Origin of the sequence: Pigmentiphaga litoralis (assembly GCF_048632615.1) — a bacterium.
In the GTDB taxonomy this organism is placed as follows: Bacteria; Pseudomonadota; Gammaproteobacteria; order Burkholderiales; family Burkholderiaceae_B; genus Pigmentiphaga; species Pigmentiphaga litoralis_B.
The window spans coordinates 5,072,186-5,094,318 of sequence record NZ_CP184479.1; the positions used below are offsets into that span (position 1 = coordinate 5,072,186).

A 22,133-nucleotide genomic window follows, 5' to 3' on the forward strand; every position below is an offset into this window, starting at 1 on the left:
CGGCTTACGCGGAAGGGCGGTGGTGCAAGGCCACTTTCATCAGGTCGGCCACGGTGGTGACCTGCAGTTTTTCCATGATGTTGGCGCGATGTGCTTCGACCGTCTTGATGCTGATGCCGAGGTCGTCGGCGATCTGCTTGTTCAGGCGGCCCGCCACGATGCGCTCGAGCACCTGCTGTTCGCGCACCGTCAGGCGCGACAACAGCGCCTCGTGCCCGCGGCGCGTGGCTTCGTCGGCGGCCTTGGCGTGGGCCTGCTCCAGCATGGCCGCGATGCTCTGGCGCAGGTCGGCCTCGTTGAACGGCTTTTCAAGGAAGTCGACCGCGCCTTTTTTCATGGTCGCCACGGCCATCGGCACGTCGCCGTGACCGGTGATGAATACGATCGGCAGGGTGGAATGACGGGAGATCAACTGCTCTTGCAGTTCAAGCCCGGTCATGCCCGGCATGCGCACGTCGGCGATCAGTACGCCTACGGTGGCAGGATCGTAGTCGGCAAGAAAGCGCTCGGCGCTGTCGTACGCGCGGACCCGGTACCCGTTCGCCTCCAACAGCCAGCGTAGTGAATCACGCACTGCCTCGTCGTCATCGACGATGAAGACCGTGCTGGACTGGGGACTAATGCTCATTCGGTAAGCTCCTTGGGTGCGGATTCCTGTTCTTGGGCCGGTCCGGTGGCGACGAGCGGACGGACCCAGGGAAGCGTAAACCTGAAAATCGTGCCTCCGTCGGGATTGGGTTCAGCCCAGAGCCGTCCGTGATGGAACTCGATGATGGTCCGGCAGATGTTCAGACCCATGCCCATGCCTTCCGGCTTGGTGCTGTAGAAGGGTTCGAACAACCGTTCGGGATCGCCGAGGCCATGTCCGGTATCGGTCACTGCCACTTCAACCATATCTTCGCGCAGGTTCGCTTCCACCAGCAATTCCCGCCCCGCCGTTTCCTGCATGGCTTCAAGGCCATTCTTGAGCAGGTTCAAGAGCACCTGTTCGATCAGGATCGGGTCGGCAAGAACGTCTGGCAACTGTTCTGGTATTTTTTTGACGATATCAATCCGTTTCGGACGGGAATCGATCCCGGCAAAACCGACCGCATTATCCACGATCGTGAGCAGGTTGACGCGCTTGCGCTTCGGTTCGCTGCGTTTCACGAATTCACGGATGCGGCGGATGATCATCCCGGCGCGCTCGGCCTGTGCCGTGGTCTTTTCCAGCGCGGGAAGCAGCTTGCTGGAGTCGGTCACCCCGGCACGCACCAGCGCCACGACGCCCATACTATAGTTGGCAATGGCCGTGAGCGGCTGATTCAGTTCGTGCGCCAGGGACGACGCCATTTCGCCCATCGTGATCAGGCGGCTGGTCAACTGGATCTTTTCCTGCTGCGCGCGGGACGCTTCTTCGGACGCGCGCCGTTCGGTAATGTCGCGGGCCACCTGCATGCGCACGCGCCGGCCGTCCGACCACTGCAGCATGCGGTGGCGCACTTCGAACCAGCGCTGGGTCGACGAAGAGTACACCTCGATCGCCTCGTCGGTGAACCGGCCGCGGCGGCCAGCCGACAGCTCGTCGTGGCCGGTTGCCTGCGAACCCAGTACCCGGCGGTAAGTCTTGTTCGCGAATAGCAGTTCCGACCCCTTGGCGGATTCGGCCGTGACCGAGATCGCATCGTCCAGGCCTTCCAGCACCGTCATGAAGCGTTCGTGCGCGGCGGCGAGCGCCTCGCGAATCCGCTTGGGCTCGGTAATGTCGGTCATGGACGTCATCCAGCCGGTCTGCACGCCGCGCTGGTCGAGTAGGGGCGACACATACATCCGGGTCCAGTAGATCGACCCGTCACGCCGCTGTGCTTCCATCTCGAAGCCGCTGCTGGGCGCATTGCCACTCAACAGCATGTCGATGGCGCGCTGCTGCGCTTCGTGGTCGCCCTGAGGCCAATAGGGGTAGGGCGGCGCGCGGCCTATCAGGTCGGATTCGTTCCAGCCCATCATGCGGCAGAAGGCCGGGTTCACGTAGGTGATGCGTCCTTCCATGTCGATCACGCGCATGCCGGTCAGGATCGCGTTTTCCATGGCCCGCCGGAATCCCGTTTCGGCGATCAGGGCTTCTTCGGCCTGGGACCGGAAGCGGGTGTGGCGCCACAGGGCCAGCAGGCTCCAGATGATCACCGCCGACAGCGACACCACCACCCAGACCAGCATGGTCTGCGACGTTTCGGTCGTGGTGCGGTAGGCGTGGGCGCGCAGCACCATGCCATTGCCCGGTGGGTCCAGCGGCACTTCGTAGGCGTTGACGGCGGCCTTGTCGGCGCGCGAGGACGAGGACACCAGGGTACGGTCTTCGCCGTCCAGTATCGATACTTTGTATTTGCGGCCCGTTTCCTGGGGAATCAACAGCTGCAGCATGCTGTCCACCGAATAGACGGCCGCCAGATTGCCCAGGAAGCGTTCGTTCTGGAACACCGGAAGATAGAGGTCGACGTAGACCTCGTTGTACTGACCCTGGTAGGGCCGTGAATAGGTAGGACGATGTTCGTTGCGCGCGATTTCGAAGGCCATGACGGCGCCCGGGTCGGACACCCCGGGCGTGCTCATGCGGAACGACTGGCTGGCGCGCCGCTCGGGCGTGGAGATCCATTGCGCCCGGCGGTCGGCATCGAGCCAGGCCACGTGGATGATTTCGGGGTGTTCGGTCAGCAGTTCGCGGGCGTCGTCCAGGAAGCGCCCCTCGTTCATATTGGTACGGACGAGGTCCCGGCCCAGGGCGCCGATGCGGTCGCGCGCGGCCAGCATCCGCAGGCGCATGGATTGCTGCGCCCAATCGACGTCGCGGACCAGGGTGCCGTAGCGTTGCGCGTCGTCGCGCGCATCGAGCCACCACAGGATGGAGCCCATGACACACACGAACAGGCCAAGCGCGATGGCAGGCGTGAGCCAGTACCAGCTGCGGCGGCGAAGGCGGACGTGCTCGCGGAATGGAGCAGGAATGTTGGGAGGCGTAGTGCTGGACATCCGCGTAGTTTACGCAGCCGCAGCGGGCTTGTTGGGCGATTCCGCCTATGTTTGGCACAAGGCCTTCACATTTTTTGAGCACCGCATTTCACATTATGATATGACGCACCGCAGCATGAAATTTAGGTTGCCACGAGGCAAGGCGGCCTTCTAGAATCGCGGCCAAGTTGCTCCTTTTCGTGCGAAATACAGCTTGCGCGGACCAGGCATCGAGGGGCAAAAAGCCCGGCGGATTACCCATTCGCCGGACGATCACAGACTCAGGAGACAGATATGTCCGCTCTTCCTCAGATCGGGGCCGGCGAAGGCGCCGCCAACGACGAAGATACGCTTGAAACCCAGGAATGGCTCGATGCACTCGAGGCGGTACTGGACCGCGAAGGGCCGGACCGCGCCCACTATCTGCTCGAACGCCTGATCGATCACGCCCGCCGCTCGGGCGCCTACATCCCGTTCTCCCCAAACACGGCGTATGTCAATACGATCCCGCCGCATATGGAGCCGCGCCATCCGGGCAAGCTGGACCTTGAAGAGCGGATCCGCTCGTACGTGCGCTGGAACGCCATGGCCATGGTCGTGCGCGCCAACCGCCTGCACCCCGCCGACGGCGGTGACCTGGGTGGTCACATTGCTTCGTTCGCGTCGCTGGCAACCATCATCGGCACGGGCCAGAACCATTTCTGGAACGCCGAGCATGAAGGCCACGGTGGCGACCTGGTGTACTTCCAGGGCCATTCGTCGCCCGGCATCTATGGCCGCGCTTTCCTTGAAGGCCGCCTGACCGAAGACCAGCTGAACAACTTCCGCCAGGAAGTCGACGGCAAGGGTCTGTCTTCTTACCCGCATCCCAAGCTGATGCCCGAGTTCTGGCAGTTCCCGACCGTCTCGATGGGCCTCGGCCCCCTGATGGCGATCTACCAGGCCCGCTTTCTGAAGTACCTGCATGCCCGCGGCATTGCCGACACCAGCAACCGCAAGGTCTGGGTGTTCTGCGGCGACGGCGAAATGGACGAACCCGAATCGCTGGGCGCCATCAGCCTGGCTTCGCGCGAAAACCTCGACAACCTGGTCTTCGTGATCAACTGCAACCTGCAACGCCTGGACGGTCCGGTGCGCGGCAACGGCAAGATCATCCAGGAACTGGAAGGCGAATTCCGCGGCTCGGGCTGGAACGTGATCAAGCTGATCTGGGGCGGTTACTGGGATCCGCTGCTGGCCCGCGACAAGGAAGGCATCCTGCGCAAGGTCATGGAAGAAACGGTCGACGGCGAGTACCAGGCGTACAAGGCCAACGACGGCGCATTCGTGCGCGAAAAGTTCTTTGGCAAGCATCCGGCGCTGCTGGAAATGGTCAGCCGCATGAGCGACGAAGACGTCTGGCGCCTGAACCGTGGCGGCCACGATCCGCACAAGGTGTATGCCGCGTTCGACGCCGCCTCCAAGAGCGTGGGCCGTCCGTCGGTCATCCTGGCCAAGACCATCAAGGGCTACGGCATGGGCACCGCCGGCGAGTCGCGCAACCCGGCTCACCAGCAGAAGAAGCTGGACGCGGACATCATCCGTGCCTATCGCGACCGTTTCAACATTCCGATCGCCGACGACAAGCTGGAAGAGGTTCCCTTCTACCAGCCGCCGGAAGATTCGCCAGAAATGCAGTACCTGCACGAGCGCCGCAAAGCGCTGGGCGGTTACCTGCCGAAGCGCCGCCTGAACGCCGATGAGAAGCTGAACGTCCCGGCGCTCTCGACCTTCAAGGCCGTGCTGGACCCGACCGCCGAAGGCCGCGAAATTTCGACCACGCAAGCGTTCGTCCGGATCCTGACGCAGCTGCTGCGTGACAAGGAACTGGGTCCGCGCGTCGTGCCCATCGTGCCCGACGAGTCGCGCACCTTCGGCATGGAAGGCATGTTCCGCCAGATCGGCATCTACGCCCACGAAGGCCAGAAGTACGTGCCCGTGGACAAGGCGCAGGTCATGTACTACCGCGAGTCCGAAGACGGCCAGATCCTGGAAGAAGGGATCAACGAAGCGGGCGCCTTCAGCTCGTGGATCGCGGCTGCCACGTCGTACTCGACGAACAACCGCATCATGGTGCCGTTCTACATCTATTACTCGATGTTCGGCTTCCAGCGTATCGGCGATCTGGCCTGGGCCGCCGGCGACATGCAGGCCCGTGGCTTCCTGCTGGGCGGCACGGCCGGCCGGACGACGCTGAACGGCGAAGGCCTGCAGCACGAAGACGGTCACAGCCACCTGCTGGCCGCGACCATCCCGAATTGCGTGGCCTACGATCCGACCTTCGCGCATGAACTGGCCGTGATCATCCAGCACGGCATGAAGCGCATGATCGAAGATCAGGAAAACGTTTATTACTACATCACGGTAATGAACGAAAACTACGCGCAGCCGGGTCTGAAGGAAGGCGACGAGCAGGGCATCATCCGCGGCATGTACCCGCTGATCAAGAGCGAAGCCAAGGCCGACCTGAAGGTGCAGCTGCTGGGCTCGGGCACCATCCTGCGCGAAGTCATCGCCGCCAAGGACCTGCTGGAAGCCGACTGGGGCATCGCCGCCGACGTCTGGAGCGTGACCAGCTTTACCGAGTTGCGCCGCAACGGCCTGGACGCCGAGCGCGAAAACCTGCTGCACCCGACCGCCAAGCCGGTGGTGCCGTATGTCACGCAGCTGCTGGAAGGCACCACGGGCCCGATCATCGCGTCGACCGACTACATGAAGGCCTTTGGCGACCAGATCCGTCAATTCGTGCCGCGTGGCCGCGAGTACCGCGTGCTGGGTACCGACGGTTTCGGCCGGTCGGACTTCCGCACGAAGCTGCGCGAGCACTTCGAGGTGGACCGTCGCTTCGTGACGCTGGCGGCCCTGAAGGCGCTGGCGGACGAAGGCAAGATCCCGATGGCCAAGGTGGCCGAAGCGATCGCCAAGTACGGCATCAACCCCGAGAAAGCCAACCCCCACTACGCATGATGACGGCCGGGAGGCGCGGCGCGACCCGATCGCGACGCCCGCTTCCCGGCCGGCCCCAGCCCCGCGCACGTGTCGGCGGGGCTGTCGTTCGGCCGGGGTCCGGCTTTCCTGGAGATAAGGTATGAGCAATGTGAACGAGCTGAAGGTCCCGGACATCGGTGACTTTGGCGAAGTGGAAGTCATCGAGATCCTGGTGGCGGTGGGCGACACGATCACCGCCGAACAAAGCCTCGTGACGGTGGAATCCGACAAGTCGTCGATGGAAATCCCGGCCGAAGCCGCGGGTGTCATCAAGGCCATCAAGGTCAAGATCGGCGACAAGGTGAGCCAGGGCACGGTGCTGGTCGAAGTCGAAGCGTCAGGCGACACGCCTGCCGCCAAGCCGGCCCCCGAACCCGCCAAGGCGGCAACGTCGGCGGGCGCCAGTGCCGAAGCGAAAGGCAACGGCAAGGCGGATGCCAAGCCGGCCGCCAAGCCTGAGATCAAGGCCGAAGACGCGCCCGCGGCCGACGCTGCGCCGGCGGGCGGATCCGAAGAAATCGTGACCGTGCCGGACATCGGCGACTTCGACGCGGTCGAAGTCATCGAAGTGCTGGTGGCGGTGGGTGACAAGGTCAGCGCCGAGCAAAGCCTGGTGACGGTCGAGTCCGACAAGTCCTCCATGGAAATCCCAACGGCGATCGCTGGTGAAGTCACCGAGGTGCTGGTCAAGATCGGCGACAAGGTGTCCAAGGGCAGCAACCTGGTCAAGCTGAAGTCTGGTGGCGGGTCCAAGGCCGCCGCGGCCCCGGCCGCCAAGGCCGAAGCCAGCGCGCCCGCGCCGGCCCCCAAGGCCGATGCGCCGTCGGCTGCCTCGCAGAAGGCGGGCGCCCAGCCCAGCGAATCGCAGGCTGCCACGCCCTCGCGTCCGGCGCCGGCTGCGGCTGTCGATACGCCCGTGGCGAACGGTCCCAAGGCCCATGCGTCGCCGTCGGTGCGCAAGTTCGCGCGCGAGCTGGGCGTGGACCTGACCAAGGTGCCTGCCACGGGTCCCAAGAACCGTGTCACGCCCGACGACGTGCGCAACTACGTCAAGCAAGTGATGGCGCAGGGCGCGGTGGCGCCGGCCGCGGCTGCCGCCGCACCGGCCGGTGCGGGCGGGGGTCTGCAGGTGCTCGCCTGGCCCAAGGTGGATTTCGCCAAGTTTGGCGAAGTCGAAGCCAAGCCGCTGTCGCGCATCAAGAAGATTTCGGGTGCGAACCTGCACCGCAACTGGGTCATGATCCCGCACGTCACGAACAACGACGAAGCGGATATCGGCGCCCTGGAAGCGTTCCGTGTGTCGCTGAACAAGGAAAACGAGAAGTCGGGCGTCAAGGTCACGATGCTGGCCTTCCTGATCAAGGCCGTCGTGGCCGCGCTCAAGAAATTCCCCGAGTTCAACGCCTCGCTGGACGGCGACAATCTGGTGCTCAAGAAGTACTTCCACATCGGTTTTGCCGCTGACACGCCCAACGGGCTGGTCGTGCCGGTGATCCGTGATGCGGACAAGAAGGGCATTCTGCAGATCGCCGTGGAAACCGGCGAACTGGCCAAGAAGGCGCGTGACGGCAAGCTGGGCCCCGCCGAAATGCAGGGCGGCTGCTTCTCGATTTCGTCGTTGGGCGGCATTGGCGGCACGCACTTCACGCCGATCATCAATGCGCCGGAAGTCGCGATCCTGGGGGTGAGCAAGTCGGCCATGAAGCCGGTGTGGGACGGCAAGCAGTTCGTGCCCCAACTCACGCTGCCGCTGTCGCTGTCGTATGACCACCGTGTCATCGACGGCGCCTCCGCCGCGCGCTTCAACGCCTATCTGGGCGCCGTGCTGGCGGACTTCCGCCGCGTGATCCTGTAAGGAGATGGCATGGCTATCCAACTGAAGGTTCCTGATATCGGTGACTTCGACGCCGTCGAAGTGATCGAGATCCTGGTGGCCGTGGGTGACACGGTCAAGGCCGAACAGAGCCTGATCACGGTCGAATCCGACAAGTCGTCCATGGAAATTCCCGCCGAACAGGGCGGCGTCGTCAAGGCCATTTCGGTCAAGATCGGCGACAAGGTGAGCCAGGGCTCCGTGCTGGTCGAGATCGAGGCGGACGGCGCTGCGGCGCCGGCCGCGGGTTCGGGCGCTGGCAAGCCGGCGTCGGCGCCTCAGGCGTCGGCCACCGGTGGCACGGCCAAGGCCGAAACCGCACCGGCCAAGACCGACGAACTGGGCGACCAGAGCAATGACAAGCCGGATCCCGATCCGGTGCCGCTGCCTGCCGGTCCGGGCGCCGCGTCGAAAGCCGATGCGCCTCGCGCGTCGGGTTCGGGTGCGGCGACGTCGGGCGGCGCGCCGGCCGCCGCGCCGTCCAAGCCTGCGCGGGCGGACGACAGCGCGGTCCAGACGTACAAGGCCAAGGCCGAGGGCGAATACGACGTGGTCGTGCTGGGTGCGGGCCCCGGGGGCTACTCGGCGGCGTTTCGCGCAGCCGACCTGGGTCTGAAGGTGGCCATGGTCGAGCGTTATGCCACGCTGGGCGGCGTGTGCCTGAACGTGGGTTGCATTCCGTCGAAGGCGCTGCTGCACACGGCCGCCATCATCGACGAAGCGGCGGCGCTGGCCGATCACGGCGTCAGCTTCGGCAAGCCGACGATCGACCTCGACAAGCTGCGCGCGTTCAAGGACGGCGTGATCGGCAAGTTGACGGGCGGTCTGGCCGGCATGGCCAAGGCGCGCAAGGTCACGGTCATTCGCGGCGTGGGCACGTTCGTCGACGCCAACACGCTGTCGGTCAAAGCGGACGACGGTGAACAGACGGTCAAGTTCGCCAACGCGATCATCGCGGCCGGCAGCCAGTCCGTGAAGTTGCCGTTCGCGCCCGAAGACGAACGCATCGTCGATTCCACCGGTGCCTTGCTGCTGAAAGAAGTGCCGAAGAAGATGCTGATCATCGGCGGCGGCATCATCGGCCTGGAAATGGGCACGGTGTATTCGACGCTGGGCGCACGCCTGGACGTGGTCGAAATGATGGACGGGCTGATGCAGGGCGCGGACCGCGACCTGGTCAAGGTCTGGCAGAAATTCAATGCCCATCGTTTCGACAACATCATGCTCAAGACCAAGACGGTCGGCATCGAAGCCAAGGAAGACGGTGTGTGGGTCAGCTTCGAGGGAGAAGGCGCCCCGAAAGAAGCGCAGCGCTACGACCTGGTGCTGCAGGCTGTCGGCCGCAGTCCCAATGGCAAGAAGATCGGCGCCGAGAACGCAGGCGTGGACGTATCGGACCGCGGCTTCATTGCCGTGAACAGCCAGATGCGCACCAACGTGCCGAACATCTTTGCGATTGGCGATCTGGTCGGTCAGCCGATGCTCGCCCACAAGGCGGTGCACGAAGGCCACGTGGCGGCGGAAGCGGCTGCGGGCCAGAAGAGCCACTTTGACGCGTCGGTGATTCCGTCGGTGGCGTATACCGACCCGGAAGTGGCCTGGGTCGGCATGACCGAGGATGAAGCCAAGAAGCAGGGCGTGAAGTTCACCAAGGGCATGTTCCCCTGGGCGGCCTCGGGCCGGGCGATCGCAAATGGTCGCGACGAAGGTTTCACCAAGCTGATTTTCGATGAGGAAACGCATCGGATCATTGGCGGTGGCATCGTCGGCACGCACGCGGGCGACCTGATCAGCGAAGTGGCGCTGGCCATCGAAATGGGCGCGGACATGGTGGATATCGGCAAGACCATCCACCCGCATCCGACCCTGGGCGAATCCGTCGGCCTTGCCGCGGAAGTGGCCGAGGGCAGCTGCACGGACCTCCCGCCGGCACGCAAGCGCTAAGGGAAGAGCAAGAAGCGGCGGCTTACGCTGCTTTCCACGCCAGATCCGGCGTGGTTGGAACGGTCTGCGCCATGACGGCGCAGGCCGTTTTTGTATTGGCTGGACCGAATGCGCGGGCATGCGACGTGGCTGGCACGCGTGGCCTGCCCTTGACCCACCCCGGCAGACACCGAAGACGTGCCACGGCATCCGCGCCACGGCCCGCCAGCCGCGACGCCGGGCCTGTTACGCTTGCACGATATTTGCTTGGAAGCCTGCGGGATGGTGTCGGGCGGCTGCGTCCGCCCCCGGACTTGGTGGGTAGTGGATGCGTGGCGAGTACAACGTGAACGGATAAACGATGTCCCTGGTGCAACATTTTCAGCGTAATCAGCGGGGCCGCGATTTTGCGGTCGGGGATATCCACGGCCATTTTTCCAAGCTGCAGACGGCGCTGGACGCGGTCGGCTTCGATCCGGCCGTGGACCGGTTGTTCAGCGTGGGCGACCTGGTGGACCGTGGGCCGGAGTCGGAAGCGTCGCTGGCCTGGCTGGCGCGCCCCTGGTTCCACGCGGTCCGCGGGAACCATGAAGACATTGCGATCCGCCACGTGGCCAACGGGAAGGTCGACATCAATAACTACACGACCAATGGCGGCGCGTGGTTCCTGGCCATGGCGGAGCCGCGGCAGGAAGAGTTCGCGGACGCCTTTTCGGCCATGCCGCTGGCGATCGAGGTCGAGACCGACGCGGGACTGATTGGCCTGCTGCATGCCGATTGTCCGACCAGCAACTGGGCGTCGCTGGAAAGCAAACTGATCAAGCGCCGGTCCGCCCGGGACCGGGCCATGTGGTCGCGCGACCGTATCCATTCCGAAAATGCCGAGGGGGTGGCCGGCGTGTATGCGGTGATCGTTGGTCATACGCCCGTGCGCGAGCCGGTGCGGCTGGGCAATGTTTTCCATATCGATACACGCGGATGGAAGCCGAACGGCTACTTCACGCTGCTGGAGCTGGGTACGCTGGATGTGCCGCCGCCCGAGCGGATGCCGGAACCGGCGCTGCCTGCCGCGGATGACGCGTCGATCGAGACCGGCGTGGTCGGATCGTTGCTGCGCTGGTGGCGCAGTCCGGATGGCCTATGAACACAACATCAGGAAGAAGCGTGGAAGCGTCCGGTGGCGCCGGGGCGGACCGCCCGACGGAAGCACCGCGCCCAGTCACTGCCGACCGCAATGCGCCATGCGACCTTGCTGCGCCCGAGGGCCTGTTGCTGGATGCGCATCCGCTCGAACGCCGCCTTGCGGATTTCGCCGCCGCACGCGACTGGGAGCGCTTTCATTCGCCCAAGAATCTGGCGATGGCGCTGAGCGTCGAAGCGGCTGAACTCGTCGAGATCTTCCAGTGGTCGACGGAAGACGAGTCGCGGGGTGTCATGCAGACGGATCAGGCCGAGCATGTCGGCCAGGAACTGGCCGACATCGCAATGTACCTGGTGCGGTTGGCGTCGGTACTGAGTGTCGACCTGAACGATGCCATCGAGAAAAAACTGGCCCTGAACGCGCGGAAGTACCCGGCGCCGTGATCGCAGGGTGCACCGCCCCGCGAACCGGCCAGGTCCGCCTTACGCCCCAGGCGCTTCTCCGGCATCCACCAGCACGGCGCCCTGACTGAGCGGCCGCACGTTGTCGCGATAGATCTGCAGCCAGCCGCCGTGCGCGCGCGGGGTGGGCTTCTGCCATTGCGCCTGGCGCCTGGCCAGGACGTCGGGTGCAACATCCAGGTCCAGGCGGCGGGTGTCCAGGTCGATGGTGATGGCGTCGCCATCTTCGACCAAGGCGAGCGGGCCGCCCATGGCCGCCTCGGGCGACACCTCCGCCACCACCAGCCCTTTGCAAACCAGCCCGGACAGATGCCCGTCGGTCAGGATGGCCACCTTGTCGCCCAATCCCGCGCCATCGATGGCGAACACGACCCGCGATGCGCCGCCGCCCATGGCCGGGCCGCCGCATACACCGGCGCCGCGCATCACCACGACGCAACCCGGCTGAATGCGGCCGTCCTTGATCCCGGCGATGGCGTCGTCGGTGGTCCAGAAGCAGATGGCGGGGCCGGTGTAGCGGCGCTCTTTGCGTTCAACGATGCCGGTCTTGATCAGGCCGGATTCCGGCGCCAGGTTGCCGCGCAGCAGAGATGATGGCGGGCAGGGGGGCCACGGGCCGGTCGATCGGGCGGATGACCTCGGGATCGTGGACCACGGCGTCCTTCAGATTGTCGGCGACCGAGCGTCCGGTGGCCGTCAGCACATCGGTCAGCAGCAACGTTTCCAGCTGCTTCATGAGCGCCTGGCACCCGCCGGCCGCTTCGAATGCTTCGATGGTCTGGTCACCGATCGGCCGCACGCCGCTCAATACCGGCGTGCTGTTGCCCAGGCGTTCGAACAGGGCATACACGTCGATGCCGGTGCGTCCTTCGGCGGCCACGGCCTGCATGTGCTTGACCGTATTCAGCGATCCGCCGACCGACAGGATGACCCGGACCGCATTCAGGAAGGCGCCGTGCGTCAGGATATCGCGCGGTTTCAGGTCGTCTAGCACCATCTGCACGATGCGGGCGCCGGCCGCGCGCACGTCCTCCATCATCTTGTCACTGTTGGCGGCCACCGGCGTGCTGCCCGGCAAGGCCATGCCCAGGGCTTCACAGACCATGTGCATCGAATTGGCCGTGCCGAGCCCGGAGCACACGCCCGGGCTGCGGATGGCCTGCCGGCTCATGCCGATCAGCTCCTCGACGGGCATCGATCCGGTCACGGCGTGCATCGCGCCAACGAACACGTCCTCGATGTCGACATGCCTGCCCTGGAACTGGCCGCTGGCCTGGTAGCCGCAGGGCACCATCAGCGCAGGGATGTTCAGCCGGGCGGCGGCCATGAGCTGCCCCGGGACGGTCTTGTCGCAGGACGTAAGGCAGATCATGCCATCCAGCTGCGCGCCTTCGACCGCGACTTCGATGTCATTGGTGATCAGGTCACGCGCGCCCAGCATGTAGGCGCCGCGCGCGCCTGCGCCGGTAATGAAGTCACTGGGGGCGGCGGTACGGATCTCGAACGGAATGGCCCCGGCCGCGCGGATCGCAGCCTTCAGCTGGACCGACACCGTATCGAGGTGGCTGAAACAGGATGCCAGTTCGGATGAACTGTTGACGACGGCAATCTTGGGCTTTTCGCAGTCGGCTTCATCGAGGCCGAGCGCCTGCCATTGGGCATTGCGCACGGCCCATAGATAGGAACCGCGCGGAAAGTTGCTGCGCAGGGGGCGGGTCATAAGGGTGTCTCCGGAAGGCGCTCAGGCGGCCTGGCTCGCGCCCGTACGGGGGCGCCCTGGGTGTTGGCATCGGCCGGCAGGGAATGGGCAGGGTGGGCAGTGTCCGCGCCGTTCTGCGCCGCACCTGGCCGCACCAGCACATGCTGACGCAGCAACGCGGCCTGCAGGCTCCCGATGTCGACCGCGCGAGGCTCGACGTTCTGCGATACGGCCAGCGCTGCCGCCGTGCCGGCTGCCTGCCCGGTTACCCAACATTGAGGGATTTCGCGCATGAACCCGTGCGAATTCGGATCGCATGAAATGTGGCGGCCCGCGGCCAGCAGTCCATCCAGCTGCTTGGGCACCAGCGCACCATACGGGATGGAAATATTCGGGAATTTGGGCGACACGGCGGGTGTGACGCCGACCTCATCGGGCAGGGCGGTGCCCGACGACCATTGTTCGCGCACGATGCGACCCGTACCGACCAGGCGGCGCGTATGGCGCACGCCGATCTGCGGCGCGCTGATCATCAGGAAAGCGTTTTCGAAGCCCGGTGCGTGTTGCCGGAAAAAGTCCAGATGGCCCGCCATCAGACGGTGGGAACGCACTTCGACGTCGGTCAGGTCTTCGACGACCAGTCCGGAAAATCCCGACTGCCGAGGGCCCATGAACAGGGCAACGTCGTTGCGCCATGAAACGAAGGGCCGTTCGAACAGGCCCACGGCCTTGCGGCCCTGGGCCATGAACTCGGTGTACTGATCGGGCTGGCCGACGCGGAATTCGATCCAGCGGGCCATGTCCACGCCGCCGAACATCCACGAGGTGTTCATGCAGTGGTGCACGTCGTTGGCTTCGATGTCGGTCTCGAGTTCGGTTCCGGCGCGCGCAAACATGTCGCCGTCGCCCGTGCAGTCGATCACGACCTTGGCGCGGATGGCCATCCGGCCTTCCTTGCTTTCAAAAATCGCACCGCGCGTGGCGCCGTCTTCCACGATAGGCGTCGCGCCCCAGGCATGGAACACCAGGCGCACACCGTGTTCCAGCACCATGTCCTGCGACAACAGCTTGAGCCGTTCGGGGTCGATGGTGGGCGACCAGGTGACGACACCGTGATAGGCGGCCGTCCGCTGCGCCCAGTAGGCGGCGCGCTGCGGGTCGCGCGACCCCCATTCGTCGGCGGCCGGACCCGCCACGGCGCCGGGCGGCAGCCGGTGCAACAGTTCTTCAGCCAGGCCGCGGATGGTGGGCTTGCCCTCCCAGTCGGTCATCCGGTCGATCCAGATCACGAGGCCCCCTGTCGACAGGCCGCCCAGGTGGTTGTAGCGCTCGAGCAAGGTGACGTGGGCGCCCCCACGCGCGGCGGCAATCGCGGCTGCCGTGCCGGCGGGCCCGCCGCCTACGACCAGGACGTCGCAGCGATGGTGGATCGGGATGTCCCGGGCGGCTTCCTGGTGAAGGCCGGTGTCCCGGGGCCGATCGGTGCGTTGTCCTTCGAAAATGTCCGAGGACAAGATGCGTTCGTCACTGCGTTCGATGGTTTTCATGCGTCTCGCCCCAGCTGTTCCGCGCGCGGGCGCGCAGGATGGCCCGCCCGGTTTTCCTTATTATGGAACGTTGTTCCAAAAAATAAAGGGCGGCGAGATGCAGGGTGCCCGAGCCGTCAGTCCACTTTGGGATGCGCCAGGAAGAAACGCAGCATTTCGCGGCTGGCGTCCGGACCCATCGGGTCGGTATAGCTGCCGGTGCGATCGCCGCCCGCCCAGGCATGGCCGCCGCCGTGGATGGTCCAATGCTCGACGTCGGCGCGGCCGGCTTCCCCAGGAATCACCTTCTTGCTGTAGGACCGGCCGCCGGCAGCATCGCCTCGATGTGCGGCGGCGGTGTGCGCCGCCGGGCCGCTGATGCGCCGCACGATGTGCTCGGCATGTTGCGGATGGACCGTGGTGTCCGCATCGCCCTGGAACACGATGGTGGGCAGGACCGGTCCCCTGGACTTGGCGGTGATGGTATTTCGGCTGGGCGCCTGTCCGCTTTTCATGGCGGCGAGGGCGGATGGCACGTCGCGCGCGGCGCCTACGTCCAGGCCTGAGTGGATGCCCACTGCCGCATACAGGTCGGGGTAGGCGTGGCCCAGGATCGCGGCCATGGCGCCGCCGGCCGACAGACCCGCGACATAGACGCGGCGGCGATCCACCTTGTAGTTGGCAAGGATGTCCTGGGTCAGGCCCGCCAGCAGGGCGGCTTCGCCACCGCCGCGCACCTGGTCGGCCGGGCGGAACCAGTTCCAGCATTTCGACATGTTGTCGCTCTGGCGCTGGATCGGGTAGGCCACCAGGCACACGCCGGGTTCGGCCAGGCGGTTCATTCCGGTGCCGGCGGCAAAGTCGACGCCGTCCTGGGTACAGCCGTGCAGCATGACGACGAGCGGCAAGGGTGTGTCCGCGTAAGCGCTCGGTATGTATAGCAGGTAGTCGCGGGTGCCAGTGGGGCCGCTAAAGGTACGACGCACGGTGTGGCCGGTGTCTTCTACCGTGGGGGAGCCCGCGGACGCCGGGCGTCCGGCGGCGGTCGCGGTGGCGGTGCGTGCGGTTGCGGTCGGAGTTGCAGCCGCAGTCGCATTGGCAGCTGCGCTCGCATTGGCAGTCGTAGCCGCAGCTGCAGCCGCCGTCGCATTCGCAGCGGCAGTCGCGCTTGCGAACGCCTTTTGCGCGAACGTGGCGGGGGCCAAGCCTGCGCCAGGCTGGCCGGGCAGGGACCCCAGCGCGCGCTGGATCGCGGCAGTGGCTTCCCGCGGGCCAGCGGTCTGCAGCAGCCGGGCGGCGTCCTGCATGGACTTCAAGAAATCGTCGTTCATATTCATGCGTGCTCCTTTGGCGGCCTAGTGGGTACGGGCGGCCAATGCGGTTTTGACGGCGGCGCTGGCGTGGAAGGCGCCCAGCACGGAAAGGGATTCAATGGTTGCCAGCGCCAGATCCGGCGTGACGTCGTTGGCAATGCTGGCGAGGCCTAGGACCTGGATGTTCAGCATTTCGCCGCGTGCCCGGACGGCTTCCAGATCGGCACGGGAAAAATGCTGCATGCCCAGCACCAGTTCGCGCCGCACCACGGTGTCGTGGACGACCTTGGTATGGAGCGCCAGCTGGTTGCGGATGGCGGTGCGGATCAGGTCGGTGCGGTTGGCGTAAAAGCCTTCCTGGACCAACAGGTCGATTTGCCCCAAGTCGACTGGACCGAGATTAATCGTGATCTTTTCGGTTTCGCCGCCTTTCGGCCGGCTGGCCAGCGGCGCTGTCGCGGCAGGGTGTTGGGTCATTGCAAGGTTCCTTTGGCATCAGGACGGCGATCGACCAACTCTGTAGCCTGCCACCCGGTCAGTCGCTGAGGCCATCCGTAAAACATCCGATAACCATCCAGTGGGATGGTTATACCTGGTTTTGTTGCGGCGCGTCAATTTCAACGAGCATCCATTGTTCGTAATCTGCGATCACCTCATCGAAAACTTTTGCTTATTTCCGGCGCACGCTTGCTCTTTAATGGCTCACCACAAAGAAAGACTGCGTCGGCGCCGCACCCGGCCCGCCTGACGCGGATCCGCCGATCCAGGAGACCCGTTTGACTGATGCCCACTCTCCGGCTGCGCCTGCCGCTGCCTCCGCGCCCGATATGGAGCGCTTCCGCCTGAAGCGTTTTCTGGAAAGCCTGGGCGATGACGAACTGGACCACCGCGCCGATCCGATTCCGCTGACCGAGATTGCCGCCGTATTGGAAGGCAATCCTCGTGCCGTCTGGTTCGATGCGCCGGGTGGCGAGACGACCAGCCTGTGCGGCAGCGTGGTCGCCGGGCGCAATCGAATTGCGCAGGCTTTTGGCACGACGCCGGACGGGCTGCTGCCGGAAATCATGGCAAGGCTGCGGCGCAAGGGGAGGTCATCGAAGTCCCGCGCGACGCCGCGCCCGTGCAGCAAGTCGTGCTGACCGGCGACGAGTGTGATCTGACCGCCTTGCCGGTCCACCTGCAGCACGGCATGGACGGCGCGCCGTATATCTCCGCATCGATCGACTTCGTGCGGGATCCTGAAACCGGCTGGACCAACGTCGGCATTCGCCGCCTGATGCTGCGGGGCCGGCGGGTGGCCGGCGTCGATGTCGTCGCCCCGTCCGACCTGCGCGCCATCTACCTGGCCCACGCAGGGCGGGGCGAACGTCTGCCGATCGCGTTTGCCGTCGGCTCGCACCCGATCGACCACGTGGCCGCGACCATGCGCATTCCCACCGACGAACTGGCCCTGATCGCCAGCCTGCGCGACGCGCCGCTACCTGTCGTCAAGTGCGTCAGCAATGACCTGATGGTGCCGGCAGACGCCGAATTCATCATCGAAGGCTATCTGCACGAACACGGCCATACCGAGCCCGAAGGTCCGTATGGCGAGTTCCTCGGATACTACGGCGGGGTCAAGCGCAACCCGCTGTTCCATGTGACGGCCATCACGCACCGGCGTGATGCCGTGTTCCAGACGGCCACCATCAGCGGCCCGAGCATGGCCACGACCGACACCGCCCAACTGTCGGCCCTGCGCACCGAGGTGATGGTCTGGCGCGCGCTGGAAACCGCCGTGCGCCAGGTCGACGGGGTGTATGCCAACCCGGCCACCGGCGGCATGTTCAACGTGCGGGTGGCCATGCGGCAACGCGTGCCGGGCGAGGCGCGCAACGCCATCACGGCCGTCTTTGCGTCGCTGGCCAACGTCAAGCACGTGTTCGTGGTCGACCCGGACATCGATATCTTTTCGGACGCGCAAATGGACTGGGCGTTGGCCACGCGCTTCCAGGCAGACCGGGATCTGGTCGTGGTGACCGGTCTGCGGGCGATGCCGCTCGATCCCTCGCTGGCGGGCTCCCACCAGGGCGCCAAGGCGGGTTTCGATCTGACGCTGCCTATCCTGAAGCCAGGCGCCAAACGGTCAATGGAGCATCGGGTGCCCGCGCCCCCGGTGTTCGACGGCGCGCGATTCGACTCGTGGCTGGCCGCGCTGGAAGACGGTCCGAAAAGCTTCGGTGAGCTGATGTCGGCCACCGGAACCCAGGATGGCCGCGAAGTGGTGCGCTGGCTGGAAGACATTGGCGCAACCCGTTCCATCCGCCGCGACGACGAAGGGCGTTATCACTTCGAGCAGTAGGCATTGCATTCCGGGCACAGAGCGCCGGACCACCGGCGCCGCTCATCGACACACTGGAGGAGACACCAGGCATGACCGCATTCGGCTATCGACAGAACACGTTCCTTGAACGCGCATCCCGTGCGGCGGCTGCCGCGCCCACGACGGCATCCGCCGCGCGCCGCCGCCTGATGTTGGGCGCGGCGCTGGCCGTGGCCGTTGCCTGTGCGGCCGCGCCGTTCCAGGCCAGCCACGCGCAAAGCGCCGGGGACTATCCCAACCGGATGATGAAGATCATTTCGCCCCATACGCCGGGCGGCCTGGGGGACACCTTCGCGCGTTATCTGGCGCTGGAACTGAGCAAACGCCTGAACCAGCCCGTCGTTGTCGAAAATCGCGCCGGCGCCAACCAGGCCATCGCGGCCGAAGCCGCAGCTCGCGCCGCGCCCGACGGCTACACGCTGTTCATTGGCACGCAGACCGCCCTGGTGTTCAATCCGATCGCCAAGAAGAAGCTGCCGTATGACGCGGTCAAGGACTTCGCACCCGTCAGCATGCTGTTCAACACGCCGTTCTATCTGGTGGTGAACAGCAACGTGCCGGCCACCACCGTGCCCGAACTGATCAGCCTGGCCAAGGCCAAACCCGGCAAGCTTACGTTTGCGTCGCTGGGGCAGGGCAGCTCGCAACACCTCGTGGCGGAAATGTTCAAGGATCTGGCCAAGGTCGACATCCTGCACATCCCGTACAAGGGCAGCGCGCCGGCATCCACCGACCTGATGGCGGGCCAGGTGGACATGATGTTCGAAGGCGGCAGTTCGTCCTTGCCCAACGTTGCCACCGGCAAGCTGCGCGCGCTGGCGTCGACCAGCCTGAAGCGGACCGAAGCCATGCCCAACCTGCCCACGGTCGCCGAAACGCTGCCGGGCTTTGAACTGACCGTATGGTTTGGCCTGGTCACCCAGGCCGGCGTGCCGCGTCCCATCATCGACAAGCTCAATCAGGAAGTCACGGCCATCCTCAAAGAAAAAGCCACGCACGACAAGTTCTACGCGGTGGGCGTGGAAGTGTCGCCGAGCACGCCCGAGGAACTGTCGCAGCGCATCCAGGCCGAGATCCCGCAGTGGACCAAGGTCATGCGCGACGCCAATATCCAGCCGGAATAGGCGCCGCTACACCTCGTAATCCACCATGCACCCCTGTTCCAGAAACCCGTCTACCGCGGCTCGGGTTTCCAGGTGAACAGGGTGCTGGTGGTAAGCTTCCAGCGCCGCCCTGTCGGTGAACACGGTGTAGACCGCCACGTCCATGGCCTTGGACGATACCTTGAAGTTGAGGCCCGCTTCGGATTCCAGCAGGCCGGGAATGCGGCCAACTTGTCCGGCCAGTGCGGCCCGGATCACGGCAAATGCCGCGTCCTTGTCCTGGCCATCGGCCAGGCGCAGCTTCCACATGGCAATGTGTTTGATCATGTCCGCCTCGGTGTCAAAGGCGGCAGTGTAGCCGCGCGTTCACTGGCTATCGTTGCAGCCTGACCGGGATGGCCTTGGCGGCCGGGACGAAGCTTTCCTCGGCGTAGTGCCATAGCGGAATCAGCGGATTGCATTCCGGGTAATAACCGCCCACGCACCCTTGCGGAATGTCATAGGCCACGATGCGCAGGCCGGCCACCTTGCGGGGCTTGTCGGGCTCCACCGCGGTCACGACGCTGACGGTTTCGCCGTCGGCAAAGCCCAGTCTCGAGATGTCGGTTCGGTTCATGAACAGCACGTGGCGGGTGCCATCGACACCGCGGAAACGATCGTCGTATCCATACACCGTCGTGTTGAATTGGTCGTTGCTGCGCAAGGTCATCAACTGGAGCACGTCGGGCGCGTGCACGTCCACATCGGCGTCCGCTTTGAAGCTGGCGGGCACCGTGAAGTTGGCGCGGCCGGTTTTGGTATTCCATTTGCGTTCGCGCGCCGTGTTCGGGCGCGGAAAGCCGCCCGGCGTGCGCATGCGTTCTTCATAGTCATAGAACTGATCAGGCAACGTCTTTTCGATCGCGCCGCGCACCAGGCGATAGTCGCCCGCCCAGTCGGCCCAAGGCACTGCCGTATGGTCAAGGGTGGCAAGGGCAATACCGGCAATGATCGCAGGCTCGGATTTCAGGGTGGGGCTGGCCGGCGTCGCGCGCCCGTACGAGGCGTGGATGAACGTTGTGCTGTCTTCCGTCGTCACGGCCTGCACGCCGCTCAGCTGCACGTCCTCTTCGGTGCGGCCCAGGCAGGGCAGCACGTAGCTGATTTTGCCATGCACCAGGTGGCTGCGATTGAGCTTGGTGGCGACCTGCACGGTCAGGCGCAGGTTGGCCCAGGCCGCTTCCATCGCGACCGTATCCGGCACTGCCCGCACGAAGTTGCCGCCCAGGCCCAGGAAGGCCTTGACACTGCCGTCCAGCACGCCTTCGCAGGTCTCGACGGTGTTCAGGCCTTTGTGGCGCGGCGGCTCGAAGTGATAGAGCTCGGCCAGCTTGTCGAGTTTGAACAATTCGGGCTTTTCGGTAATGCCTACGGTGCGTTGCCCCTGCACGTTGGAGTGGCCCCGCACCGGGCAGATACCCGCGCCTTTCTTGCCGATATTTCCTCGCAGCAGCAACAGGTTGACCAGCATCTTGACGTTGTCCACGCCTGCGCGGTGCTGCGTCAGACCCATCCCGTAGATGCCCATGGCCGCCTTGGACTGCGCGTAGGTGGCGGCGACGGTTTCCAGATCGGCGCGCTTGAGGCCGCTGTGGGCTTCAATGGTGTCCCAGCTCGCGGCGCGCGCCGAGTTGGCGAACGCGTCGAAGCCGTGTGTATGGGTGGCGATGAAGTCGACGTCGATCCAGCGCGGTGCGCCGGTTGCGACTGCCCCATCGTCGGCCTCGATCAACGCCTTGCACACGCCCATGATCGCGGCGATATCGCCCCCGGTCTTGACCTGCAGGTATTGCGAGCTGATCCGGGTGGCGCTGTTGGTCAGCATCTCGGCTGGGGCCTGGGGATTGACGAAGCGTTCCAGGCCACGTTCCTTCAAAGGATTGAAGGTGATGATGGGCACCCCGCGTTGGCTGCAGTGCTGCAGATCGTGCAGCATCCGCGGACTGTTGCTGCCGACGTTCTGCCCGAAGAACAGGATGCAGTCGGTATGCTCGTAATCTTCCAGCCAGACCGTGCCGACCGGCATGCCGATGGTTTCGGGCAGCGCCACCGACGTGCTCTCATGGCACATGTTGGAGCTGTCGGGCAGGTTGTTGTTGCCGAACTGGCGAGCCAGCAATTGCCACATGTACGAACTTTCGTTGGATGCGCGGCCCGACGCGTAGAACACCACCGAATCCACGTCCTCCGCCTTTAGGGCCTTCAGTTCCCGGCCGATGTCTTCGAACGCGGATTCCCAGCTCACTTCCTTGTATGTGTCACTGGCAGGGTCCCATCGCATGGGCGCCGTCAGGCGTCCGGTCTGTTCCAGATCGTAGTCGCGCCATCCCAGCAGTTCGGTCACGGTATGTTTGGCGAAGAAGTCGGGCGTGGCACGCAACGACGTGTTCTCCCACGCCGTGGCCTTGGCGCCGTTCTCGCAGAATTCGAACAAATGCGGTTCGGACGGTTTGGCCCAGGCGCAGCTGACACAGGCCACGCCGCCGGGTTTGTTCTGCACACGCAGCACGGCAGGCCCGGAGGTCAGGGCGTGCTCGCGCGTCAGAATCTCGGTTACCGACCGGGCAGAGCCCCAGCCGCCCGCCGGGCCGTCATAGGGTTCGATCTTGATGTCACGCGCCATGCTGCTCTCCACTGACTCGACCCCTAGTCTCGCGCGTAGCCAAAGCGCGGAGCAAGTA

15 protein-coding genes and 1 pseudogene are annotated in these 22,133 nt (G+C 65.1%); 8 read left to right on the forward strand and 8 right to left on the reverse strand.

Annotated elements, in window-relative coordinates; all coding sequences use genetic code 11:
* Positions 1 to 4: 4 nt before the first annotated feature.
* Positions 5 to 628 (reverse strand): response regulator transcription factor, encoded by a 624-nt coding sequence (locus ACNANG_RS23410; protein WP_179587322.1) that lies wholly within the window; start codon positions 626 to 628, stop codon positions 5 to 7.
* A complete protein-coding gene (locus ACNANG_RS23415) occupies positions 625 to 3,006 on the reverse strand; it encodes a PAS domain S-box protein (protein ID WP_420225021.1) in 2,382 nt (793 codons plus the stop codon). Before ACNANG_RS23415 ends, ACNANG_RS23410 begins: the two co-directional genes overlap by 4 nt.
* A 273-nt stretch (positions 3,007 to 3,279) precedes the next feature.
* On the opposite strand from ACNANG_RS23415, the gene aceE reads away from it, so the two are divergent.
* The 5 genes from aceE to ACNANG_RS23440 all read left to right on the forward strand — a co-directional run bounded on the left by aceE (position 3,280) and on the right by ACNANG_RS23440 (position 11,392).
* Positions 3,280 to 5,991, forward strand: coding sequence for a pyruvate dehydrogenase (acetyl-transferring), homodimeric type (aceE, locus tag ACNANG_RS23420; protein WP_420225022.1), 2,712 nt, complete (start codon positions 3,280 to 3,282; stop codon positions 5,989 to 5,991).
* A gap of 121 nt (positions 5,992 to 6,112) precedes the next feature.
* Positions 6,113 to 7,867, forward strand: a complete 1,755-nt coding sequence (aceF, locus tag ACNANG_RS23425; RefSeq protein WP_420225023.1) for a dihydrolipoyllysine-residue acetyltransferase — start codon at positions 6,113 to 6,115, stop codon at positions 7,865 to 7,867.
* A gap of 9 nt (positions 7,868 to 7,876) precedes the next feature.
* The gene (gene lpdA, locus ACNANG_RS23430) at positions 7,877 to 9,829 is read left to right on the forward strand and encodes a dihydrolipoyl dehydrogenase (RefSeq protein ID WP_420225024.1); all 1,953 of its coding nucleotides are present in this window, start codon (positions 7,877 to 7,879) and stop codon (positions 9,827 to 9,829) included.
* Positions 9,830 to 10,169: 340 nt separating this feature from the next.
* Positions 10,170 to 10,952 (forward strand): metallophosphoesterase, encoded by a 783-nt coding sequence (locus ACNANG_RS23435; RefSeq protein WP_420225025.1) that lies wholly within the window; start codon positions 10,170 to 10,172, stop codon positions 10,950 to 10,952.
* Between the two features lie 20 nt (positions 10,953 to 10,972).
* Complete coding sequence (locus tag ACNANG_RS23440) at positions 10,973 to 11,392, forward strand: nucleotide pyrophosphohydrolase (RefSeq protein ID WP_420225026.1); 420 nt, start codon at positions 10,973 to 10,975, stop codon at positions 11,390 to 11,392.
* A gap of 39 nt (positions 11,393 to 11,431) precedes the next feature.
* Here the strand turns inward: ACNANG_RS23440 and ACNANG_RS23445 are convergent.
* From ACNANG_RS23445 to ACNANG_RS23460, 4 genes and pseudogenes are all read right to left on the reverse strand, one after another.
* Positions 11,432 to 13,130: pseudogene (locus ACNANG_RS23445) on the reverse strand (dihydroxy-acid dehydratase).
* Complete coding sequence (locus ACNANG_RS23450) at positions 13,127 to 14,656, reverse strand: FAD-dependent oxidoreductase (RefSeq protein ID WP_420225027.1); 1,530 nt, start codon at positions 14,654 to 14,656, stop codon at positions 13,127 to 13,129. Before ACNANG_RS23450 ends, ACNANG_RS23445 begins: the two are co-directional and overlap by 4 nt.
* A gap of 116 nt (positions 14,657 to 14,772) precedes the next feature.
* Entirely contained in the window at positions 14,773 to 15,972 is a 1,200-nt protein-coding gene (locus tag ACNANG_RS23455) for an alpha/beta hydrolase family esterase (protein WP_420225028.1), read from the reverse strand.
* Between the two features lie 18 nt (positions 15,973 to 15,990).
* Positions 15,991 to 16,425 (reverse strand): CopG family transcriptional regulator, encoded by a 435-nt coding sequence (locus ACNANG_RS23460; RefSeq protein WP_420225029.1) that lies wholly within the window; start codon positions 16,423 to 16,425, stop codon positions 15,991 to 15,993.
* 299 nt (positions 16,426 to 16,724) lie between these two features.
* On the opposite strand from ACNANG_RS23460, the gene ACNANG_RS23465 reads away from it, so the two are divergent.
* From ACNANG_RS23465 to ACNANG_RS23475, 3 genes are all read left to right on the forward strand, one after another.
* Positions 16,725 to 17,087, forward strand: a complete 363-nt coding sequence (locus tag ACNANG_RS23465; protein ID WP_420225030.1) for a hypothetical protein — start codon at positions 16,725 to 16,727, stop codon at positions 17,085 to 17,087.
* Entirely contained in the window at positions 17,069 to 18,289 is a 1,221-nt protein-coding gene (locus ACNANG_RS23470; protein ID WP_420225031.1) for a UbiD family decarboxylase, read from the forward strand. Before ACNANG_RS23465 ends, ACNANG_RS23470 begins: the two co-directional genes overlap by 19 nt.
* Before the next feature lie 71 nt (positions 18,290 to 18,360).
* Positions 18,361 to 19,434: a Bug family tripartite tricarboxylate transporter substrate binding protein gene (locus ACNANG_RS23475; RefSeq protein ID WP_420225032.1), complete on the forward strand. Its 1,074-nt coding sequence runs from the start codon at positions 18,361 to 18,363 to the stop codon at positions 19,432 to 19,434.
* A gap of 6 nt (positions 19,435 to 19,440) precedes the next feature.
* Here ACNANG_RS23475 and ACNANG_RS23480 read toward each other — a convergent pair whose 3' ends face one another.
* Complete coding sequence (locus tag ACNANG_RS23480) at positions 19,441 to 19,740, reverse strand: Dabb family protein (RefSeq protein WP_420225033.1); 300 nt, start codon at positions 19,738 to 19,740, stop codon at positions 19,441 to 19,443.
* 46 nt (positions 19,741 to 19,786) lie between these two features.
* Positions 19,787 to 22,075, reverse strand: a complete 2,289-nt coding sequence (locus ACNANG_RS23485; protein ID WP_420225034.1) for an FdhF/YdeP family oxidoreductase — start codon at positions 22,073 to 22,075, stop codon at positions 19,787 to 19,789.
* Positions 22,076 to 22,133: the final 58 nt, after the last annotated feature.

What these genes read in the sequence shown, in the direction of transcription:
- ACNANG_RS23410 (WP_179587322.1), bottom strand. Translation starts at nt 628, where the DNA reads ATGAGCATTAGTCCCCAGTCCAGCACGGTCTTCATCGTCGATGACGAC.
- ACNANG_RS23460 (WP_420225029.1), bottom strand. Translation starts at nt 16,425, where the DNA reads ATGACCCAACACCCTGCCGCGACAGCGCCGCTGGCCAGCCGGCCGAAA.
- aceF (WP_420225023.1), top strand. Translation starts at nt 6,113, where the DNA reads ATGAGCAATGTGAACGAGCTGAAGGTCCCGGACATCGGTGACTTTGGC.
- ACNANG_RS23450 (WP_420225027.1), bottom strand. Translation starts at nt 14,656, where the DNA reads ATGAAAACCATCGAACGCAGTGACGAACGCATCTTGTCCTCGGACATT.
- ACNANG_RS23485 (WP_420225034.1), bottom strand. Translation starts at nt 22,075, where the DNA reads ATGGCGCGTGACATCAAGATCGAACCCTATGACGGCCCGGCGGGCGGC.
- ACNANG_RS23435 (WP_420225025.1), top strand. Translation starts at nt 10,170, where the DNA reads ATGTCCCTGGTGCAACATTTTCAGCGTAATCAGCGGGGCCGCGATTTT.
- ACNANG_RS23475 (WP_420225032.1), top strand. Translation starts at nt 18,361, where the DNA reads ATGACCGCATTCGGCTATCGACAGAACACGTTCCTTGAACGCGCATCC.
- ACNANG_RS23480 (WP_420225033.1), bottom strand. Translation starts at nt 19,740, where the DNA reads ATGATCAAACACATTGCCATGTGGAAGCTGCGCCTGGCCGATGGCCAG.
- lpdA (WP_420225024.1), top strand. Translation starts at nt 7,877, where the DNA reads ATGGCTATCCAACTGAAGGTTCCTGATATCGGTGACTTCGACGCCGTC.
- ACNANG_RS23455 (WP_420225028.1), bottom strand. Translation starts at nt 15,972, where the DNA reads ATGAATATGAACGACGATTTCTTGAAGTCCATGCAGGACGCCGCCCGG.
- ACNANG_RS23415 (WP_420225021.1), bottom strand. Translation starts at nt 3,006, where the DNA reads ATGTCCAGCACTACGCCTCCCAACATTCCTGCTCCATTCCGCGAGCAC.
- aceE (WP_420225022.1), top strand. Translation starts at nt 3,280, where the DNA reads ATGTCCGCTCTTCCTCAGATCGGGGCCGGCGAAGGCGCCGCCAACGAC.